This is a genomic window from Natronorubrum marinum (assembly GCF_052040125.1).
Lineage (GTDB): Archaea > Halobacteriota > Halobacteria > Halobacteriales > Natrialbaceae > Natronorubrum.
In genome coordinates this window covers 1-21,059 of sequence record NZ_JBPPFV010000004.1, presented here as the reverse complement: position 1 = coordinate 21,059, position 21,059 = coordinate 1, and the positions used below count along the sequence as shown (strand labels likewise).

19 protein-coding genes and 1 pseudogene are annotated in these 21,059 nt (G+C 62.0%); 6 read left to right on the top strand and 14 right to left on the bottom strand.

Features of this window, described 5'->3' with window-relative positions; all coding sequences use genetic code 11:
• Window positions 1-20 precede the first annotated feature (20 nt).
• Both ACSFC5_RS20175 and ACSFC5_RS20170 read right to left on the bottom strand, forming a co-directional pair.
• On the bottom strand, window positions 21-962 hold the full coding sequence (locus tag ACSFC5_RS20175) for a TAXI family TRAP transporter solute-binding subunit (protein ID WP_440767018.1): 942 nt from the start codon (window positions 960-962) through the stop codon (window positions 21-23).
• Window positions 963-1,418: 456 nt separating this feature from the next.
• Entirely contained in the window at window positions 1,419-2,210 is a 792-nt protein-coding gene (locus ACSFC5_RS20170) for an SDR family oxidoreductase (RefSeq protein WP_440767017.1), read from the bottom strand.
• Window positions 2,211-2,422: 212 nt separating this feature from the next.
• Here ACSFC5_RS20170 and ACSFC5_RS20165 point away from each other — a divergent pair, with 212 nt between their 5' ends.
• Complete coding sequence (locus ACSFC5_RS20165) at window positions 2,423-3,604, top strand: CaiB/BaiF CoA transferase family protein (protein WP_440767016.1); 1,182 nt, start codon at window positions 2,423-2,425, stop codon at window positions 3,602-3,604.
• Window positions 3,605-3,670: 66 nt separating this feature from the next.
• On the opposite strand, the gene ACSFC5_RS20160 is transcribed toward ACSFC5_RS20165, so the two are convergent.
• On the bottom strand, window positions 3,671-4,108 hold the full coding sequence (locus tag ACSFC5_RS20160; RefSeq protein ID WP_440767015.1) for a universal stress protein: 438 nt from the start codon (window positions 4,106-4,108) through the stop codon (window positions 3,671-3,673).
• Window positions 4,109-4,185: 77 nt separating this feature from the next.
• Window positions 4,186-5,193, bottom strand: coding sequence for a 3-hydroxyacyl-CoA dehydrogenase family protein (locus ACSFC5_RS20155; protein ID WP_440767014.1), 1,008 nt, complete (start codon window positions 5,191-5,193; stop codon window positions 4,186-4,188).
• Window positions 5,194-5,254: 61 nt separating this feature from the next.
• On the opposite strand from ACSFC5_RS20155, the gene ACSFC5_RS20150 reads away from it, so the two are divergent.
• Complete coding sequence (locus ACSFC5_RS20150; protein ID WP_440767013.1) at window positions 5,255-6,100, top strand: beta-keto acid cleavage family enzyme; 846 nt, start codon at window positions 5,255-5,257, stop codon at window positions 6,098-6,100.
• 130 nt (window positions 6,101-6,230) lie between these two features.
• Here the strand turns inward: ACSFC5_RS20150 and ACSFC5_RS20145 are convergent, their stop codons facing one another.
• Window positions 6,231-6,413, bottom strand: coding sequence for a hypothetical protein (locus tag ACSFC5_RS20145; RefSeq protein ID WP_440767012.1), 183 nt, complete (start codon window positions 6,411-6,413; stop codon window positions 6,231-6,233).
• 89 nt (window positions 6,414-6,502) lie between these two features.
• Between ACSFC5_RS20145 and ACSFC5_RS20140 the strand changes: the two genes are divergently transcribed.
• Both ACSFC5_RS20140 and ACSFC5_RS20135 read left to right on the top strand, forming a co-directional pair.
• The gene (locus tag ACSFC5_RS20140) at window positions 6,503-7,912 is read left to right on the top strand and encodes an FAD-binding oxidoreductase (protein WP_440767011.1); all 1,410 of its coding nucleotides are present in this window, start codon (window positions 6,503-6,505) and stop codon (window positions 7,910-7,912) included.
• 76 nt (window positions 7,913-7,988) lie between these two features.
• Entirely contained in the window at window positions 7,989-9,221 is a 1,233-nt protein-coding gene (locus tag ACSFC5_RS20135; protein ID WP_440767010.1) for a mandelate racemase/muconate lactonizing enzyme family protein, read from the top strand.
• A 138-nt stretch (window positions 9,222-9,359) separates the two neighbouring features.
• Here the strand turns inward: ACSFC5_RS20135 and ACSFC5_RS20130 are convergent, their stop codons facing one another.
• Both ACSFC5_RS20130 and ACSFC5_RS20125 read right to left on the bottom strand, forming a co-directional pair.
• Window positions 9,360-10,085: a cyclase family protein gene (locus ACSFC5_RS20130; protein WP_440767009.1), complete on the bottom strand. Its 726-nt coding sequence runs from the start codon at window positions 10,083-10,085 to the stop codon at window positions 9,360-9,362.
• Between the two features lie 41 nt (window positions 10,086-10,126).
• Window positions 10,127-11,263: an acyl-CoA dehydrogenase family protein gene (locus ACSFC5_RS20125; protein ID WP_440767008.1), complete on the bottom strand. Its 1,137-nt coding sequence runs from the start codon at window positions 11,261-11,263 to the stop codon at window positions 10,127-10,129.
• Between the two features lie 139 nt (window positions 11,264-11,402).
• On the opposite strand from ACSFC5_RS20125, the gene ACSFC5_RS20120 reads away from it, so the two are divergent.
• Entirely contained in the window at window positions 11,403-12,962 is a 1,560-nt protein-coding gene (locus tag ACSFC5_RS20120; protein ID WP_440767007.1) for a class I adenylate-forming enzyme family protein, read from the top strand.
• 47 nt (window positions 12,963-13,009) lie between these two features.
• On the opposite strand, the gene ACSFC5_RS20115 is transcribed toward ACSFC5_RS20120, so the two are convergent.
• From ACSFC5_RS20115 to ACSFC5_RS20085, 7 genes are all read right to left on the bottom strand, one after another.
• Window positions 13,010-13,753, bottom strand: coding sequence for an SDR family NAD(P)-dependent oxidoreductase (locus tag ACSFC5_RS20115; protein WP_440767006.1), 744 nt, complete (start codon window positions 13,751-13,753; stop codon window positions 13,010-13,012).
• A 201-nt stretch (window positions 13,754-13,954) separates the two neighbouring features.
• A complete protein-coding gene (locus ACSFC5_RS20110) occupies window positions 13,955-14,734 on the bottom strand; it encodes an ABC transporter permease (protein WP_440767005.1) in 780 nt (259 codons plus the stop codon).
• Entirely contained in the window at window positions 14,731-15,486 is a 756-nt protein-coding gene (locus ACSFC5_RS20105; protein ID WP_440767004.1) for an ABC transporter permease, read from the bottom strand. The genes ACSFC5_RS20110 and ACSFC5_RS20105 overlap by 4 nt, the downstream gene beginning before the upstream one ends.
• 83 nt (window positions 15,487-15,569) lie before the next feature.
• Window positions 15,570-16,604 (bottom strand): ABC transporter ATP-binding protein, encoded by a 1,035-nt coding sequence (locus ACSFC5_RS20100; RefSeq protein WP_440767003.1) that lies wholly within the window; start codon window positions 16,602-16,604, stop codon window positions 15,570-15,572.
• Between the two features lie 21 nt (window positions 16,605-16,625).
• Window positions 16,626-17,600 (bottom strand): ABC transporter substrate-binding protein, encoded by a 975-nt coding sequence (locus ACSFC5_RS20095; protein WP_440767002.1) that lies wholly within the window; start codon window positions 17,598-17,600, stop codon window positions 16,626-16,628.
• A gap of 187 nt (window positions 17,601-17,787) precedes the next feature.
• On the bottom strand, window positions 17,788-19,104 hold the full coding sequence (locus tag ACSFC5_RS20090; protein ID WP_440767001.1) for an aspartate aminotransferase family protein: 1,317 nt from the start codon (window positions 19,102-19,104) through the stop codon (window positions 17,788-17,790).
• A 3-nt stretch (window positions 19,105-19,107) separates the two neighbouring features.
• On the bottom strand, window positions 19,108-20,589 hold the full coding sequence (locus ACSFC5_RS20085; protein ID WP_440767000.1) for a CoA-acylating methylmalonate-semialdehyde dehydrogenase: 1,482 nt from the start codon (window positions 20,587-20,589) through the stop codon (window positions 19,108-19,110).
• Between the two features lie 177 nt (window positions 20,590-20,766).
• Here ACSFC5_RS20085 and ACSFC5_RS20080 point away from each other — a divergent pair.
• A pseudogene (locus ACSFC5_RS20080) lies at window positions 20,767-21,059 on the top strand (aspartate aminotransferase family protein); the annotation flags it as partial.

Genomic DNA, 21,059 nt, shown 5'->3' with positions numbered 1-21,059 from the left:
GTAGCAGATGTGGCCGTGAGCTATTCGTCGCCGCGAGTCCAGCTGTCGTCCCAGACGTCGTTGTCTTCGTACCAGTCTGCAGCGCCGGGATGAATTGGAATCTCGTCCGTGTGCGTCAGTGCGAACGTGAAGTTCTCCGGATCGTCCCAGTCGAGGATCGTCGGATTCGCGTCCTGCATCGACTGGAAGTGGTTGTGGCAGATGTCCATTAGCTCGTACACTGCATCCGCGGGAATCTCAGAGCTGAACAGGTACGGGTACGTCTCCGTCCAGGTGTGCTTGGGGAAGTCTCCACCCTGCACGTCCTGATTCCAGCCACCGATCTCGTCGACCTCCTCGTATCCTGCACCGCCGAACTCTTCGGCTGCCGCGACGAAATCGTCGGTCATCTCGATCGCCCTGACCTCGGCGCGCGAGTCGATTTCGGTCGCCCACGACGGTAACTGGGTGTAGTTCGACGTGTAGACGATGAACGCCTCGACTCGACCCTCCTCGAGTGCACTCGCCGCCTCGGTCGTTTCGAAGTTGACGACGCCCTCCTCTAGATCCTCCCAGAGACCGGCATTACCGTACATCTCCTCGGTCATCGCACGCAGTCCCCATCCTGCGGGGAGTGCATAGAGATCTCGTCCGGCGAGATCGTCGGTTGTTTCGATGTCGCTGTCCTCGAGTGCCATCCAGTAGAGGTTAAGCGAGAGGTGACCGAAACCGTGCTGTGGGAACTCCGAAACGGTGTCCGGCTCTTCGAACGGCCCCGTCTGTTCGAGGGCCTGATTCAAGATGTAGTTCCCCGCCGAGTAGGAGTTCAGTTCCCCGTCGGCGAACAGTCGAATCGACTGCGGGTCACCACCCGCGTCTTGCGTGATGAAATTGATGCTATCGGACTCTTGGCTGACCACCCGCTGAATCGCCTGCGAGTTACCGTACGTCGACGATCCGGAGGACGAAGAGCCGACGGTCATGTCGACCGAATCTCCGTCCCCACCCAGACAACCCGCGAGAGCGATCGTCCCAATTCCAGCGGTCCCTTTTAACACATCCCTTCGTGACTGGTTACCATTCTCAACCATTGTTATAGATGATATAGCCAACCTTATTTAAAACTTTCCCAAGAGACTACGCTTACTTCGCCCCCTATTAAGTGTGGACCGGACAAATAGCAATATCCCGCAATGTTAGTCGAACATAGTTGTAAAAATGCCCAACATGTGTGAACTATAGACGGCTTTTCGACGTAGATAACTCAACTAACATGTTGGTGATTCTATCAGGTAGAAACAACTATTGTCTCCCGAGCGACTGGACGCGAGTAACTGCGCGGATAGACCTTCGATCCCTCGCTGTTCCGAACGCAACCGGTCGCTTGATGTTGAGAGGCGCTTGTCGTCTCGAACCACTCGCCCCCAAGACGGCTCGCGCTACATATTCGACCGTCCGAGACCGCCGTCGATAGGTACCGCAACCCCGTTTATGAAAGCAGACGCTGGCGAGCAGAGAAACGCAACCGTGTTTCCGAGTTCCATCGGCCGGCCGATTCGTTCTAACGGGTTCGTGCTCCCCTTTGCCGCGAGACCTTCCTCGTAGGAATCGAACTCGCCACGTTCGATTGCCTGCTCGAGCAGTTCGCGGGTTCGTTCGGTTTCGATCGGGCCGGGTAGCACGCTGTTGAACCGTACCTCCGGGGCGAGTTCGCGCGAGAGCGTCTTCTCGAGGCCGATAACGGTCATCCGAACCGAGTTCGAGAGCACGAGCGAGTCGATGGCCTCCTTGACGCTGACGGACGTGATGTGGACTACGGTGCCGCCGTCGCCGGCCCGCAGTTCGTCGGCGGCTTCACGAACCAGCCGAACGACGCTCATCACGAGCAGGTCGTAAGCCTCGTACCAGTCCTCGTCGGTCGTCTCGAGGAACGGCCCGCTCGGTGGCCCGCCCGCGGAGGTTACCAGATGGTCGAGTCCGCCGAACTCCTCGACCGTCACCGAAACGAGTTCGGAGATATCGTCCGGATCGGTCAGATCTCCCGCGTGCGTGACGACGCGTCCGGAAGCGACGGCCTCGATTTCCTCGCGGGCGTCCTCGAGTCGCGCTTCGTCGCGACCGTTGAGAACCACGTTCGCCCCTTCTCGGGCCAGCGCTTTAGCGGATGCCTTCCCGAGGCCGCTGCTCGAGGCCGTTACGAGCGCTGCATCTCCGTTAAGTTGCAATTCCATCGGTATTCGGTAACACACCGCGTAGATATAGCTGCTGTGGTGGGTATTCTGTTTCGTGATCACACTGCCATAGTGGGCAGTCCGGTTCGAGGTCACACGGTAGTATACGCGTTCACGCGGGAACTCGTCAGGTTCCCGATCGACTCCTGTCGAGGCGGTTTCAGCGGGGCTGCGCAAAGTATATGCGCCCCGGCCCGACACGTTTCGTGAGTATGCAGCCATTAGCGGGGATTACCGTCATCGATGCGACGCAGGCGCTCGTCGGTCCGTTCACGGGACAGACGCTCGGCGATCTCGGTGCGGACGTAATCAAGGTCGAGCGGCCGGGCCACGGAGACTTGACGCGGACGTACTCGCCGCGGTACGGCGAAGAGCTCTCGGCGTACTTCGTCAGTACGAACCGAAACAAGCGCAGCATCAGTCTGGATCTCACGACGGCGGAGGGACAAGCGGTCCTTCACGCGCTGGTAGCGGAGGCGGACGTGTTCGTCCAGAACTTCTCGCCCGGAAAGGCGGACGCGTTCGGCGCCGAGTACGAAACGCTCTCGTCGGTGACCGACGACCTCGTCTACTGCGATATCTCCGGCTACGGAAAGGACAGTCCGTACGCCGATCGCAAATCCTTCGACATCATCCTACAGGGCGAATCGGGAATGATGAGCGTCACCGGAACCGAAGAGCAGCCCGCCCGTATCGGCGTCTCGATCTGCGATCTGGCGGGTGCGATGACGGCGATTTACTCCGTTCTCACCGCGCTCTATCACCGGGAGCGAACCGGTGAGGGCCAGTACATCGACGTCTCGTTGTTGGACGCGAGCTTCCAGTTTCTGGGCTACCACGTGTCGAACTACTTCGCGACGGGTGAGAATCCGGGACGCATGGGCACCCGCCACCCCAGTCTCATGCCCTATCAGGCGTTCGAAACCGCCGACTCACACATCGTCGTCGGCGTCGTCAGCGAACACATTTGGCCGAAGCTGTGTCGAGCGATCGGCCGCGAGGAGTGGATCGACGACGAGCGCTACGCGACGTTTTCCGATCGCGTCGAGAACAGAGACGAACTCGATCCCGTCCTCGACGACATGTTCTCGGAGCGGCCGACCGACGAGTGGATGACGATCCTCCAGGACGAAGATGTCCCCTGCACGCCGGTACGGGACGTCGAAACGCTGGTCGACGATCCGCACATCGAGACGCGCGGCATGATCGCGGAGATGGACCACCCGGAGCTCGGGACGTTCAAGTCGCCGGCCAACCCGGTCAACTTCTCCTCGCTCGAGACCGACGCGAACGGGCCGCCGCCACGTCTCGGGGAACACACCGACGAGATACTCGCGGATCTCGGGTTCGACGAGGCCGAGCGCGACCGACTACGGTCGGACGGGATCGTGTAGCGTCCGTCGGTGACTTCCGGCGCGAGAACTGAATTGTCGGCCACTCGTTCGAGCCGACGACGGAATCTAAACGATCGTAACGGGCCGATCGGAGTCGAGAATTACGTCCTGCGTGACGCTTCCGAACACCGCCTTGCCGACCGGAGACCGCTTCCGGCCGGGGACGACGATGGTATCGGCGTCGACCGAGTCGGCGTAATCGATGATCTCGTCCGCGGGATCGCCGTGACGGCGTTCCAGATCGACCGACACGCCGGCCGCGTCGAGCAAATCCCGAACGGTCACCATCGATTCCGGAAGTGCGTCTTCGTCGTAGAGGTCCTTCGACTTGACGTTGCCCCCGTCGTCGATCGCTTTGAACTCCTTGAAGACGTTCACCACCGATACCGTGATGTTCTCAGGATCGACGTCGAGCCCCGATTCGCCGATCAGTTCCGCGACGAACTCGGCCGCGTTCTTCGCTCGCGTCTCGTCTTCGTCCACCGGGATGACGATCTGGTACATGGGTTCACCGTGAAGTTTGGATTCCAGCTATATAACCGTACTCGCGACTTTTCCGAGTACTGACCCGCAAACTCGCCTCACGAACCGGATCCAAACTCGTCGGGAGCGTCGGGCGGCCCGCGTGCGGCCCGGTAGACCTCGAGTTGATCGAGGAGTCGTTGATCTCGTTCAGCCATCGTCCGCTCGAGGTCGGCCTCGGACCAGTCGTAGACGCCGCGGTCGGTCTTCACGCCGAGTCGCCCCTCGGCGACGAGATCGGACAGCACCGACGGCGGCGTCGTCTGCCGGTCGATCTCCTCGAGCAGTTCCGAGAGGACCGTGTGATGAACGTCGAGTCCGGAGTGATCCCCTTTCTCGAGAACGCCGAGCGTCGGCAGGCGAAAGCCGAACGTCCCTTTCACCGCGCGATCGATGTCCTCGGCGCTGGCGACGCCCGCTCCGAGCAGCGCCCACGCCTCGCGGGCCATCGCCGACTGGATTCGGTTGGCGATGAATCCGGGAATGTCATCTTCGACGACGACGGGATCCTTCCCGATCGTCTCGAGAAAGGCCGTGGCGACGTCGACGGGTTCGTCCGTGGTGTGCTCGCCGTAGACGACTTCTACGACCGGAACGATGTGGGCCGGGTGGAACCAGTGCATGCCACAGAACCGCTCCGGGTGAGTGAGCGAGGCGGCGAGTTCGGTGATCGACAGCGAGGAAGTGTTCGTCGCCAGCGTCGCGGACGGCGATGCGTGGCGTTCGATCCGCTCGTAGACGGCCGCTTTCGTCTCGCGATCCTCGGTGACAGCTTCGATGATCAGCGGCGCGTCCGCGACAGCGGTCTCCAGATCGCTCACGTACGTCACGCGCTCGCGAACCTCGGAGACGTCGGTCACGTCCGCGACCCCGCGGTCGGTGAGGGTCCGAACGGTCGAACGGACCTCCGATTCCGCGTCGTCCAGTGCCTCGTCGTCGATGTCGAACAGCGTCACGGGTTGGCCGCCGACGGCGCTAGCGACGGCGATATTACGGCCCATCGTGCCGGCGCCGATGATCGCAGGACGGGAGGCAGCCTCGCTATCGCCGGAAGAGTGTCCTTCCATGCTCGACCGTTTCGGGGGCGTCCATTAATGCTTTCGTGGTGGCCCGTCTGGAAGGTGGTAGATGAGTTACCAGAACTACCTCGAGGGCGGGAAGCTGATCCTGACCGTCCCGACGACGGGCGGCGTCCAAGGAAAGGAAGCGAACCCGAACCTCCCGGAACAGCCCGAAGAGATCGCCGAAGCGGCCTACGAGTGCGAGCAACTCGGCGCGGCTATCGTCCACCTCCACGGACGTGACGAACACGGCGAGCGAGACGCCGGTCGGCTCCAGGAAGTCAACGACGCCGTTCGCGATCGCTGCGAGGACATCATCATCCAGAACACGACCGGTGGAACGGGGATCCCGCTCGAGGGGCGAGTGGCCGGAATCCGGACCGATCCGCTCCCAGAGATGGCGTCGCTCGATATGGGGCCGATGAATCGGTACCAGCACATCACGTCCGAAAACACGCGCCACATGATCGACTCGCTGGCCGAAGAAATGCAAGAGAAAGGCATCAAGCCGGAGATGGAGGTGTTCAACAACGGCCACCTCAACGAGGTCCACCGCCTCATCGAGAAGGGGTTGCTGGACGAACCGTACTACATCAATCTCATCTTCGGACCGGGGACGCTCACGCCGCCGACGCCGGAGAACATGGTCAACATGGTGAACAACCTCCCGGAGAACTCGATCTTCAACGTGCTCGCGATCGGCCCCCACCAGCTCCCGCTGACGACGATGGGGATCGTGATGGGCGGACACGTCCGCATCGGGATGGAGGACAACCTCTATTTTCGCCGCGGAGAGCCCGCCGAGAGCAACGCGCAACTCGTCGAACGAACGGTTCACATTGCGGACAAGCTCGATCGGGACCTCGCGAGCCCCGCGGAAGCGCGCGAACTCCTCGGCATGTCGTCGCAGTAGTTGGAGATTCAGATCAGTAAACCGCGATCGCGTCGATTTTACGGCGACTCATACGGTTTGCTGTAACGATTTATCAGTGCAACCGTGACCGTCCTGCGGTTGCACCGGAAATGACTTACAGCGGACCGTCTCACTCAGATTTGGCGTCGCGGTAAAACTCGCAGTCGCGCTCGTGGTCCAGTTCGTGGCGGTCGTTGCAGACGTCCGCTCGCATCGGCGAGACGAACTCCTCGACGACGCCGCAGTAGGCGCGTTCGGTATCGAACTCCAGGTCACCGTCGGATCGTCGGTACGAGAGGTACGGACAGGTCATGGTTCCACCCAGACGCCCGATATAGGAATAGCTACTGGTGGTGTGGGGACCGGAGAGATTTTATGCCAGTTCGCGTACCATGCGGTATCATGCAACGGAACCCCGATTCGAGCACCGACTGCGCGTTTCTGGACGACGCAGTCACCGACGGACGGGTCGCCCACACCGAGAGCGTGCGCGAACAGTACGCGACCGACGAGAGCCCACACGCCGGCCGCATGCCGGACGCCGTCGTCTGGCCGGCCTCGGCCGACGAGGTCGCGGCCGTCCTCGCCGGAGCCAACGATCGCGAGATCCCCGTTACCCCGCGGTCGGGCGGCTCGGGTCTCGAGGGGAACGCGATCCCCTCCCACGGCGGCATCGTCCTCAGCACGGCCGAGATCAAACACGTCGAGGTGTCACCCGAGGATTTGCAGGCGACGGTCGGCGCGGGCGTCGTCTACGACGAGTTGAACGACAAATTGGCCTCGAACGGATTGCGGTTCGCGCCCGGTATCTCGAGCGGCGACGTGGCGACGATCGGCGGGATGGTCGCGACGAACGCGAGCGGCTTCAACGCGGTCCGCTACGGCGAAACGCGTGACCACGTTCGGCGGCTCGAGGTCGTCACCGCTGACGGACGGATCGTGGACTGCGGCAGAGACGTCGTCAAGACGTCCGCGGGGTATAGTCTGAAGGACCTCTTCGTCGGCAGCGAGGGGACCCTCGGCGTCGTCACCGAGGTAACGCTCGGACTGGTCGGCATCCCCGAGTACCGCCGAGCGGCGCTGGTAACGTTCCCGTCGCGCGCCGCCGCATCGCGGGCCGTCGCGGACGCCATCGGATCGGCGCTGGTCCCCGGTGCGATCGAGTTCATCGATACGACGGCGATGAAGATGCTGAACGCCTACCACGACGACGTCTCCTTCGAAGAGCGGCCGACGCTGATCATCGAGTTACACGCGAACAACGCCGGAATCGAGGAGGACCTCGAGTTCGCGAAGGCGATCTGCGAGGACCACGGAATGCTCTCGTGGGAGGCGGCGGCCGAGGAGAACCTGGACGATATCTGGCAGGCCCGCCGGGACAAGTACCCGGCGACCCAGGCCTACCGGGAGGGGTGGGAGGTCGCACTGGTCGGCGACGTGGTCGTCCCGATCTCGCAGTATCCGGAGATCGTCGAGGAGGTCTCCCGGGTCAGCGAGGAACTCGACCTGTTGACCTCCTGCGTCGGTCACGCGGGCGACGGAAACCTTCACTTCACGTCGCTCGTCGATCCCGAAGACGAGGAGATGGTCGAGCGGGCCCAGGAACTGAACGAACGCGTCGTCAGAAAAGCGATCGCGCTCGGCGGCAGCGCAACCGGCGAACACGGGGTCGGTATCGGGAAACGGAAGTTCATGGACGAGGAACACGGCCTGGCGATCGATCTCATGCGTTCGGTAAAGGACACATTCGACCCGAAGGGGATCTTGAACCCCGGAAAAGTTCTCCCCGAACTACCGACCGACGAACGGTAGCACGAACGGCGAGATGTCCCTCGGTCAGTGCTCCCATAGATTAATATAACCGTCCGGCAATGTGTTTTGTGGTACCATGTATGCAGACTTCGCGTCGCGGTTAGCCTCGAGCATCTGGCCCGATTTCGGTCAAACGCCAGATCGCTCGACCGAGACACCTGAAATCACCGGTCTCGAGACGATCGTCGTCGACGGAAACTTCCCGTGGACGATCGTTCGGCTCGAGACCGATGCCGGCGTCGTCGGCATCGGTGAATCCTATCCCTCACCGGGCGTCCACGAGGTGATCACCGACTACTTCGAACCGGTACTCGTCGGCGAGAACCCGCTGGACGTCGAGCGACTCTACCATCTCATGCGCGAGAGCCTCTCTGGCCGCGGTTCGCAGCAGGGGATCGGCACGATCGCGATCAGCGGGATCGAACTCGCACTCTGGGACGCCGCCGGGAAGATCCTCGAACAGCCGGTGTACCAACTGCTGGGCGGCAAGATGCGCGAGGAGGTCCGGATGTACGCGGACTGCCACGCCGGCGAGGGGATGGTCGAGTCGGCCCTCAACGAACAGCCGAACGAGACGTACGAGGCGAAGGCCTACGCCAAGGCGGCGCGGGCGGCGGTCGACGACGGCTACGAGATCGTCAAGTTCGACCTCGACGTCCCGTCGGGTCGCGAGATCGACACGCTCGCACGCCACTTCGACGGCCCCGAGATCGAACACAAGCGCGGGCTGGTCGAAGCCGTGACGGAAGAGGTCGGCGACGAAGCGGAGGTCGCAGTCGACCTCCACTGGAACTTCAGCGTCGAGGCGACCGAAAAGCTGTGTGCGGCCCTCGAGCCGTACGACCTCGCGTGGATCGAGGACCCGCTCCCGCCGGAAAACGCGAAGGCGTTGGCGACGCTCAACCGAAGCATCGAGCAGCCGCTACTCACCGGAGAGAACCGCTACGGCCGCCACGGCTTTCGCGACCTCCTCGAGGAGGAAGCCGTCTCCTTCGTCGCCCCCGACGTGCCGAAGACCGGCGGCATCGCGGAGACGAAGAAGATCGCCGAACTGGCCGACACCTACTACCTGACGATGTGTCCCCACAATATCGGTAGCCCCGTCGCGACGATGGCCGGCGTTCACGTCGGCGCGACCGTTCCGAACTTCCTCGCGCTCGAGTTCCACGCTCGAGACGTCCCGTGGTGGGACGACCTCGTCGACGCCGACGAACCGCTCATCCAGGACGGTCGTATCGAGGTTCCCGACGAACCGGGACTCGGTATCGAACTCGACTGGGACGTCGTCGAGGAACACCGAAAGCAATAGTACGGGGATTCGGACGAACCGGCTACGCCTCCGGCGTCCGTACTGCCGAACGAGTAGAATTGAACGCAGCATCGGCCTCCCGTTTATTCGCAAAGACTCCTGTACGATCGCCCGAGAGCAGTGTGTAACGCGGAACGCTCAGTCGTCGACGACGGCGAACGCGCGAATCGGACTCGCCGTTGCCCCGCTGAGCGGAAGGGGCGTCGCGCTAAAGACGAAGCGGTGGGACGGAATGTCGTCGATATTCCGGAGGTTCTCGACGATCAAGGTGTAGGAGTCGGGTGCGCCCTCCCTGAGGAGGACGCGATGAGCCGGCATCGAGACGTCGCCGGCGATGTCGACGTTCCCGCAGTCGATGCCGACGACGCTCACGTCGCGCTCAAAGAGCCACTCCGCGCCCGCCGCCGAGAGGCCCGGGTGGTCACCGAGATACGTCGCTTCGTCGTCCGGCAAGTAGTCGTCCCAGCCGGTGTACAGCAACACCGAGTCACCGCGTTCGACCTCGACGCCGGCATCGGCCGCGGCCTCTTCGAGCACCTCTGGGCCGATCTCCCCATTCGGCCCGACGTCGGAGACGTCGAGCCAGACGGCCGGACCGTGACACTCCTCGAGCCCGATCTCGTCGATCGTTTTGCCGTCCGGGTGGAGGTGAAACGGCGCGTCGATGTGCGTCCCGTTGTGTTCGGCGATGTAGACGAAGCCGTTGACCAGCGACAGATCGTCGACCCCCTTTCCGCGCCACGTGTCTTCGGCCTGCTCGTGGTTCATTCGAGTGCCGGAGAGGAACAGCGGGCTTCGCCCGTGGTTCGGATGGTTCGCCATCTCTTCGGTGATCTCCGCGGTCAAGTCGATCAGTTGAGACACGATAACACGTGTGACCGGTCAGCTAATAACTGTTCTTACGCTCAGTCGTAGAGCCCGTTCGCGACCACGATCCGATTGATCTCGTTCGTTCCCTCGTAGATCTGCATCCCCTTCGCGACGCGCATGCGCCGCTCGAGCGGGTAGTCCTTCGAGTAGCCGCGGGAGCCGTGGACCTGGACGGCTTCGGTCGTCACGTCCATCGCGACGTCCGTCGCCTTCGTCTTCGCCATCGCCGCCTCGGAGGTGACGCGTTCGCCACGATCCCGTTTCGCCGCGGCGGAGAGGGTGAGCAGCCGCGACGCCTCGATCTCGATCGCCATGTCCGCGAGCTTGAACGAGATGCCCTGGAACTCCCGGATCGGCTGTCCGAACTGCTCGCGCTCGTCGGCGAACGCCACGCTATCCTCGAACGAGCCCTGCGCCACGCCGACGCCCTGGGCGGCCGTTCCGATTCGTCCGATATCCAGCCCCTCGAGGACGTATCGGAGTCCCTTCCCCGATTCTCCGATGACGTTCTCCGCCGGAACCCGAACGTCGTCGAACCGAAGTTCGGTCTCGATCGAGGCGTCGCCTTCCATACACGGGATGTCGCGAACGAACTCGAGGCCGTCTCGATCGGCCGGGTTCGGGACGCCGATCAGGCTGACACCCTCGTCCGTTCGAGCGCCCACGACCAGGAAATCCGCGATGCTGCCGTTCGTCGTCCACACCTTCTCGCCGTCGAGGACGTACTCGTCGCCGTCTCGAGTCGCCGTCGTCTCGAGCGAGCCCGCGTCGCTGCCGGCGTTCGGCTCGGTCAGCGAGAGCGCGGGGATCCACGCGCCCGAGCAGATGTTTCCGAGCCACTCCTCGCGTTGCCACTCCGCGCCGAACTCGTGGATCGGATAGCCGACGAGACTGCCGGCGACCGAGGCGGTTCCGGCGAGGAGCTTCCAGCTTCGGGAGAGCTCCTCGATGGTGATGGCGTAGGACCGGTAATCGAGGCCGAGCCCGTCGTACTCCGTCCCGTACTGAACCCCGTGGAATCCGGCCTCGGCGACCCGTTCGACGACGTCCATCGGAAACGTGCCGGACGATTCGTACTCGTCGACGTGCGGTTCGACCTCCGTTTCACAGAACTGGCGAACTGACTCCCGGTGGTCCTGATGGGACTCCGAGAGCTCGAGTGTTGTTATCATGGTATCACGTGCGACCCGTCCGATCGCAGTCGTACCTTGGTGCCATCCAACATAATTCCGTGGGATGGCCCGCCACCCACACGCACAGCCAGACCGGCGGACAGCAGCGTTATTACGGTGTGCTCCGATACCGTCGTGTGTGACACAGCCAACCACCGCCGACCTCCTGGGACAGGCCGCGGCCCGATTTCCGGATCGAGCCGCACTCCGAGAGCCGGCACGCGACGAAACGGTCTCCTTCGCGGAACTGGACGAGCGTGCGCAAGATATCGCAGCCGGGCTGCTCGAGGCCGGCTTCGAACCCGGAGATCACCTCTCGGTCCTGTCGACCGACTCGATCGAGTTCGTCGAACTCCTGTTCGCGTCGGCGTACGCCGGACTCGTGTTCAACCCGATCAGTTATCGAGTGCCGCCGAAGCGGCTCGCGTACGTCCTCGAGCACGCCGAATCGGCCGGACTCGTTTTCGACGAGGAGTGTCTGGAGACCGTCGGTGCGCTCGAGGCCGAGGCGTTGCCGACCTTAGTCGTGGGTGTGGGTGTCGACGCCGAGTCGGTCGACGTATTGTACGAGCGACTCGAGGGCGGCGACGGGGTTGGCACGAAACAGATGCCGGCCGAGGCCGACGTCGACGAATCCGACCCGGCGCTACTCCTCTACACCTCGGGGACGACCGGGCAACCGAAGGGCGTCCTCCACTCTCACCGAACCGTCGTGAACGCCGCGCTCGTCTCGCTCCCGTACAATCGGCTCCGGCCGACGGACGTCAACGTCGCGCTCGGTCCGCTCTATCACGTCGGGCCGCTGCTCTGTAACGTCCTGCCGGCACTGAACGTCGGGGCGTGCAACGTCATCCAGCACGAGTTCGATCCGGCGACGACGCTCGAGCGAATCGAATCGGAGGGAATCACGACCATGTGGGGAGTGCCGACGCACGTGCGGGCGCTGGTCGACGAGGAATCGATCGAAGATCGAGATATCGAACACGTGCGGATGATCCAGTACTCCGGCGCGGCGATGCCCGCCGCCGTCGCGAAGCGAGCGCGGGACCACGTGTCGGACTGCGAGTTCGTGAACGCGTACGGAACGACGGAGATCGTCTTCGGGACGCTGATCTATCCGGAGTTCCACGACGAGAAGTTAGGAAGCATCGGACAGGCCGCTCCGAACGCAGCCGTCCGAGTCGTCGATTCCGAGACCCCCGTTCCGGACGCCGTCGTCGACACCGACGAGGTGGGCGAACTCCTCGTGAAGGCCTCCACGTGCCTGCTCGAGTACTGGCGAGATCCGGCGGCGACCGACGAGGCGATCGTCGACGGCTGGTATCGAACCGGAGACCTCGGGCGCAGAGACCAAGACGGCTTCCTCTACTTCGTCGACCGGAAAGACGACATGATCGTCAGCGGCGGCGAGAACATCTATCCGGCGGAAGTCGAGAACCTCCTCCACAGCCATCCGGACGTCGTTTCGGGTGCAGTCGTCGGCGTTCCCGACGACGAGTGGGGCGAAGTCGTCACCGCGTTCGTCGTTCCGGCGAGCGAGGACCTCACGAGCGACGACCTCGAGGCCTTCTTCGTCGCGTCCGACGAACTCGAGTCGTTCAAACGCCCCCGTCAGTACGTGTTCGAACGGGAGTTGCCGAAGACGAGCAGCGACAAGATCGACCGCCGGGCGCTCCTCGAGTCGGTGACGACGGACTGACGGAAGCGACCGATCGACTAACGGAAGCGATCGGCCGGTGGAAGCGACTACTGCATCCGCTGACCGCCGTTGACGTTCAGCGTTTCGCCGGTGACGAAGGAGGCGTCCCGAAGGTACGCGGCCGCCTGCCCGATATCCTCGGGTTTGCCTAATCGGCCGACCGGAATCACCTCCTGTCGCTTTTTCTCCTTTGCTTCCTCCGAGGTCGTCGCGTCGGTCATATCCGTCTCGATGAACCCCGGCGCGATGGCGTTTACGCGAATCGTCGGGCCGAACTCGAGCGCGTGGCTCTTCGTGAGCCCGATGATCCCGACCTTCGACGTCGCGTAGTGCGGTTCGTAGTCCGCACCGCTGTGTGCGAGTCGCGACGAGAGGTTGATTACGGAGGGTCCCTCGGAGACGGATGATTCCTCGAGGTATGGAAGTGCGGCCTTCGTCACTGCGAACGTGCCGACGATGTTGATATTCAGAAGTCGCTGGAAGTCTTCGGGCGAGAGGTCGGGCGAGTACCGGTGCTGGTTGATTCCGGCGTTGTTGACGACGTGGTCGAGGGAGCCGAACGCGTCGACCGCGTCGTCGACACACGCCTCGACGGCGCCGGGATCGGCGACGTCCGCCTGTACCGCGAGGGCGGACTGCTCGGTTTCGCGCTCGATCGTGTCGACGACCTCGCGGGCCGCCGATTCGCTGCTCCGGTAGTTTACCGCGACGTCGTAGCCGTCCGCTGCAAATCGAACCGCGATGGCGCGGCCGATGCCTCGAGACGCTCCCGTCACTAGTGCTGCAGGCATACACGTACGCTCGCGGGAACGCGACAATAGTGTTACTCTCGAACGGAGCGGACGGAGAAGCGCGAGGCCGTATCGAAGACGACCGACACGGGTCGAGTTACCCGCTTTAACCGAGATTTCGCGGCGGAGCGCCAGGGCCGTTCCGGCACCGGAGAGGGAACGCTCCTTAGGTTCGGATAGAGACGAAAGATTCCGAGGCGATTACCGCGAGAGCGCACCGCTGATAACGGCACCGATCACCATGATGGCGATCAGGACCGTCGAGAGTGCGCTAATCTCGGGGCTCAGGCCGGCCCGGAGCATCGTGTAGATGATTACGGGGACGGTAGTGGTGTCGGGGGAGATCAAGAACTGCGTGGCGGTGAACTCGCCGAACGAGACGACGAAGGCGATGACCATCGCGGAGATCACGGTCGGCGAGATGATCGGCAGCGTCACGTTGAACACCGTTTCGAGCCCGTTTGCACCGAGGATGCGCGAGGCGGCCTCGAGCTCCTCGTCGAAGGTAACCAGCCGCGATCGTACGATCAGGAACACGTACGGTAGCGTCAGGATGGTATGACCGAGGATGAGCGACGGATACCCGCTCGAAAGTTCGAACCGCGCGGCGAACTGGATCAGTGCGAGCCCCGTGATGACGGGTGAGATCATCAGGGGCAACAGCATGAACGTCGCGAGTTCTTCCCGATACGGGATGTCGCTTCGAACGAAGCCGAAGGCCGTCACGGTCCCGATGATTCCGGCGAGGACTGCCGCGACCGCCGCAACGACGAAACTCGTGACGAGGGCGCGCATCAGTCCGGCGTTAGACAACATCTCACCATACCACTGAAAGCTAATTCCGTCTCTCGGAATCGTCGGGAAGCTGTTCGGTGTCAACGACGTAAGCACGATCACGACGATCGGAATCAGTAACAGGCTGAGGACGATGACGGCGACCAGCCACACTGCGAATCGTTCCGCTACTTCGTAGAGCTTCATAGTTTTTCGAACACCTCTCCGAGGTTGACGTACGAGTTGAATACGGCGATCAGCACGAGCAACATCACCGTGTAAATCACCGATAACGCCGCTGCGAGCTCAATGTTGTACAGTTCGGTGTACGATCGTTCGATCATGTTTGCGATCATGAAGTTGTCCGAGCTACCGAGGACGGCTGGAGCGAGGAACGACCCGGACGCCAAGATGAAGACGATAAGTCCTGCTGCAACGATCCCGGAGACGCTCATCGGGAGGATCACCGAGTAGATCGTCCGCAACTGGCCGGCTCCGAGTACTCGAGATGCCTGAATGTAGGAGCGATCGATCGCGCTCATCGAATTGTAGATCGGAAGGATCGCGAACGGAAGGAACGCGACGGTCAATCCGATGACCACGCCCCTCGTGGAGAACAGGATACCGAAATCGGTTCCGAACAGTTCGACGAAGGGGCCAGTCGGCGAGAAGAACAACTGGATCCCGAGATAGCGAATAATGTACGCGATCCAGAGCGGGAGCACGACGAAGACGAGAAAGAGTTGTTTCATGCTCGTCCAGAAGACGACGAAGTACGAGAACCCGTACGCGAGCGCCAGAGTGATAACTGTCGTGACGATTCCGTAGTAGAACGATCTGAGGATCGTACGAATGTAGAGTTCTGAGAACGCTCGCTCGTACGCGGCAAACGGATCGCCAGTCCCCAGTCCGAGGCTCTGCCAGAGTAGTACAAGGAGAGGGACGACGAAGAAGAGCACCAACCACCCGAGCCCGAACGCGAGAAGGTGGACTGGCGTCGCACGCTTACGTATCCACGAAGGAACAGTGAGGTTCCTGAATATCATAGAACGATCACGTCTTGCGGACGAAATCCGATGGTTGCAACGTCGTCGACCGAGACATCGGGAAACCGATTTGATTCGACCAGTACTGGCGTTCCGTCTTCGAGTACCAATTCGATTTCGCTGTGGCTCCCTACGTTAGCGATGTGGGAGACGGTTCCCTCGAACTGATTCTCGTAGCCGTTGGTCGGTTCGAGAGTAATATCCTCCGGCCGAATATAGAGCGTCACGTCGCCCGACTTGACTGGCGTGTTGGAATCGACGACAAACGTCGAGGACCCGTTTCGGACGATCGACGGATCGCTCTCGTCGATACTTCCGGTGAACTTCGAGGATTTTCCGATGAATTCGGCCACGAACGAGTTCACTGGCCGTTCGTACAGCGACTCGGGATGGCCTTCCTGCTCCTTTCGTCCATCGTTGAGGACGATAACCTGATCCGACAGCGACAACGCCTCCTCCTGATCGTGAGTCACGAAAAGGGTCGTAACGTTGATCTCCCGTTGAATTTTCTTGACCTCGTCGCGGATTTGCTCTCGAAGCACCCTGTCGAGCCCCGTCAACGGTTCGTCGAGCAACAAGATATCGGGTTCGTACGCGAGCGCACGGGCGATTGAAACGCGACGCTGTTGCCCGCCGCTCAACTCCGTCGTGAGGTGGTCTTCGTATCCCGACATCTCGACCAGTCCGAGGTACTCGCCGACGCGCTGATCGATCTCGTCGTCCATACCGTGCATCTTCAGCCCGTACGAGATGTTTTCCTTCACGGACATGTGCGGGAACAGAGCGCTGTTCTGAAACACCATTCCGATGTTGCGCTCGTCGGGTTGCCGGTCGGTCACGTCCTCCCCTCGAAGATGGATGCTCCCTTCGGTCGGTTCGATCAACCCGGCGATAGTGTGGAGCGTCGTACTCTTCCCACAGCCGCTCGGGCCAAGGAGCGTGACGAAATCGCCCTCGTCGACCGAAAACGAAAGGTCGTCGACCGCGAGAAGATCGTCGTAATACTTCGTAAGTCCGCTAATTTTGAGCATAGATTTGTGGCGAGGGAGGCGTTATTTGATCTGGTCGAACGTTTCCTGCCAATCGTCGATAACGGGATCTACCACCGACCAGTCGACCCACGCCAAGTCGTCGGGATCGTCGACGTAGTCGGGCAGTCCCGTGATGACGTCGGGTGTGTCGACGACCGGGATCGGGTACCCGAGCATATCGGAGAGGTCGACGAGATTGTCTCGCTGATAGACGAAGTCCAGCAGGTCGTATACGGTTTCTTTCTTCTCGCTATCCGCGGGAATAGCGAAGTCTTCGGTGATCGTTGCGGCACCCTCGTCGGGAATGACGTACTCGATGTGTTCGTTGCCATCCTGCTGGAGTGCTCGAGTTCGGCCTCCCCACGCCTCGGCGACCATCGCGTTCTCCTCTCGGAGGTACTGCATCGCTTCTGCGCCCGATCCCCAGAGAGAGAACGTGTTCTCGTGTTGAGCTTCGAGTTCGGCCACGACATCGTCGAAGAGACCGCCGTCGTCCGGAATCGCGTTCACGTCCTCCTCGATCGATAGCGCCGCGTTCGTGAAACGACTCGCGGCGTCGTCTCGGAGTGCGAGAAGATCGGCGAACTCGTCTTCTTTAATGTCCTGCCAGGAGGTCATCTCGCGGCTTACTTCGTCGGTGTTTACCGCATACCCCTGTGTCAGCGCGTCGCGGAAGAAGGCGTCATTCTCCATGTACGGCATGTCTTGCCATTCTTCTTTCATGTTCTCCGCGTAGTTCGGAACTTCGCTCCGATCGACCTCCGCGAGGAGATCCTCCTGACGCGCCAAGTGAATGCCGTACGAGGACGGCAAGAAGAGGTCGACGTCTCCGCGGTTTTGCTGGAGGTACGAGATGAATTCGACGTCTCCGCCGGCGGATTCGTGGCGAACTTCGACGTCCGATTCTTCGCTCCACTGCTCGAAAATCTCGGCCGCCGAATCCTGCGTGTTTCCACCCCATCCGAGGTATCGAATGTACTCGCTATCGCCTCCCATACAACCGGCTAGTCCGATCGTCGTTGTCCCAACGGATGCCGCAAGGTACTCTCTCCGGTTCATCTTGTGTTCGACATTCTCTATCATTTTCACCATAGTTTCCTATGTATGTCTTATACTTCGAATATTATGCCTTTTTATAGTATTCAAATAATTTTAGTCCGTATTTTTCGAGCGGCGCCAGTAATTATTCCAGCGACTCGAGTGCCCGTTCGAACGCCGTCGCTACCGTCTCGAGGTCCTCGTCGTCCATCGCCGTCGAGAGGTTCCCCATCCCGCGCGGTGCGAGGAGGACACCCTCGCGTCGCATCCCGTGAAAGAGGGATTCGGAGAGGGGGCCGCCGGCACCGGACGAGTGCCAATCTCGAACCGGACCGTCCGTGAAGTGGATCTGGAACAGCGATCCCTCACCGGTGATCGTGATCTGGTGGGCCGAGTCGTCGCCGACCCGCTGAAGACGCTCTCGCAGGTCGTCACCGCGTCGGTTCAGTTCGGCGATCGCGTCGCCGTCGAGTTCCTCGAGTGTCGCTACGCCGCCGACCATCGTCGCAGGGTTCGCGTTGAACGTCCCCGAGTGATCGATCGAGCCGGTTTCGGGATGGAACTGCGCCATCAACTCCTCGCGTCCGGCGACGGCGCCGACCGGAAGGCCGCCGCCGATCAGCTTCCCGAGTGCCGTCAAATCCGGCTCGACGGCGCGCCGTTCCTGTGCGCCGCCCGGGGAGAGTCGGAACGACATCACTTCGTCGAAGATCAGCGGTACGTCGGCGTCCGCCGTCACGTCACGAGCCGTCCGCAGGAATTCGTCCGTCGCCGGAATCATGCCGCCGACGCCGAGTATCGGCTCGAGAACGAGACACGCCAGTTCGTCGCCGACGGCTTCGAACGTCGCCTTGAGCTGCTCGCTGTCGTTATAGCTCACCGTTTGGACCCGACGTTCGGCGGAGCGTGGGATCCCTTCGTGCTCGCGGCCGTCTCCTGAAACACCGACTTCGACGACGTCGTGGGTGCCGTGATAGCCGCCGTCGATCTTGCAGATCCGTTCTGCCCCGGTCCAGGCCATCGCCGCCCGGATCGCGTTCATCGTCGCCTCGGTTCCGGAGTTGCAGAAACGAATCTGATCGATCGACGCGACGCGGTCGACGAGCAACTCGGCCAGTTCGACGGCGGGTTCGGTCGGGGCGGCGATCCCGTTGCCCGCGCGAAACCGGTCACAGACCGCCTCGACAACCGGCTCGGGCGCGTGCCCGAGGACGCTCTGGGTGTAGTTGTTGAGGACGTCGAGCAACGTCTCGCCGTCGACCGTCTGCAGGGACGCGCCGCTTGCGGAGTCGACGAACGAGGGATACGGCCGGTGGTAGGTGACCGATCGCGTGTCGCCGCCGGGCATCACCGACCGAGCCCGCTCGGCCAGGGCTCGAGACTGGGGCGTCGCGCGTTCGTACGACTCCCGGACGTCGGCCGGAACTACCGTCTCATCCGTCGACTCTGGTGGGTTCGTCATCGATCAGGCGTCCGGCCAGCGCTCGATGTAGACGGCCTTGTCGGTGTAGAAGTGGATCATATCCTCGCCCTGGGCGTGGAGATCGCCGAAGAACGAATCCTTCCAGCCGCCGAAGTGGAAAAAGGCCATCGGCGCGGAGGTGCCGACGTTGACCCCGAGGTTCCCGATATCGCCCTCGTGACGGAATTTTCGTGCGTCCGCACCGCTGCCCGTGAACAGGCTCGCGGCGTTTCCGAACTGACTCCCGTTCATCCGTTCGATCGCCTCGTCGACGTCCGAGACGGCTGCCAGACCGAGCACGGGGCCAAAGATCTCCTCCTGGGAGATCACCATGTCCTCGGTGACGTCGCCGAAGACCGTCGGGGCGAGGAAGTTACCGTCCTCGTAGCCCTCGACGGTGACGTCGCGGCCGTCGAGGAGCAGTTCTGCGCCCTCCTCGATACCGGTCTGGACGTAGTTTCGAACCGTCTGCTCGTGTTCGGGGCTGATGAGCGCCCCGATATCCGTCCCCTCGTCGAGCCCGTAGCCTACGACCTGCGAGGCCGCCTCTTCGACGACGAGGTCGGTGAACTCCTCGTACACCGACTCCTCGATCAGGGCGATGTCGTTGGCGAGACAGCGTTCGCCGCCGCACGCGAAGGCCGAGGAAACGGTCTTCTCGGCTGTGAACTCGAGGTCGGCTGTCTCGGTGACGATAATGTGGTTCTTCGCGCCGCCCTGAGCCTGGGCGCGCTTGCCGTTTTTCGCCGCGCGCTCGTAAACGAGCTTCGCGATGGGGGTGCTGCCGACGAAGGACGCACCCTCGACGCCCTCGTGGTCGAGGAGCGCGTTGACGGTGTCGGGGCCGCCGTTGACGAGTTGGAGGACGCCGTCGGGGAAGCCCGCCTCGTCGACGAGTTCGAACAGTCGCTGGGCGACAAGCGGGTTCTGCTCGCTCGGCTTGAGGATGAAGCTGTTGCCGGTCGCGACGGCGTACGGCAGGAACCACAGCGGAATCATGCCGGGGAAGTTAAAGGGAGTGATGGCGGTGAAGACACCGAGGGGCTTGCGAACGGCGCTCTCGTCGATGTCCGGCGCGGCGTTCAGCAGGGAGCCGCTCTGCATCATCGACGGGATGCCGCAGGCGACTTCGACGTTCTCGATACCGCGGCGGAGTTCGCCGCTGGCCTCTGCAAAGGTCTTGCCGTGATCCTGAACGAGCAGCTCCGCGAGCTCGTCCTGGTGGTCCTCGAGCAGTTGCTTCAGTTCGAACAGCGGCTGGATCCGTTCTTCGACCGGGCGGGCAGACCACTCCTCGAACGCTTCGGTTCCGGTTTGAACGATTTCGTCGACGTCGTCGGCGGAGCTGAACGGAACCGTCGCCAGCTCTTCTCCCGTCGCCGGGTTCACGCTCGTCAACTCGTCGGTACCCGAGGCGTCGCGCCAGTCACCGTCTACGTAGTTGCGGACTGTGCTGCTCTCACCGATCGACTGTAGTTCGACCATAGGGGGTGTACCGTAAGCGATGAAATAAAATCTTCGATAGGTCGGGAGTGTGTTCGAACTAGTAGCTACTACACCACACCTAATTCTAATATAGTGGTTTTGTTTAGGACACTGGTTCAGAAATGATGTACTCGTCGGAAAGATTAATGTAGACGGGGTTCAAACCCTTGCGAAAGGATGACGAACGAGACAGCGTTGTCGGACGATCGGACCGAAATCGAGCGCCTGGACAAGGAGTACGTATTCGGGACGTGGTCGTTCCAAAGCGAGGTCGACCCGACCGAGATCGTCGGCGGTGAGGGCGTCCGATTCACGGACGCCGCGGGAAACGAGTTCATCGACTTTTCGGGACAGCTCATGTGTTCGAACCTCGGACACTCCGCCGACGGAGTCGCTGACGCAATCGCCGAACAGGCCCACGAGGGCGCGTACTTCGCGCCGGGCTTTACGACCGAACCGCGGGCGCGACT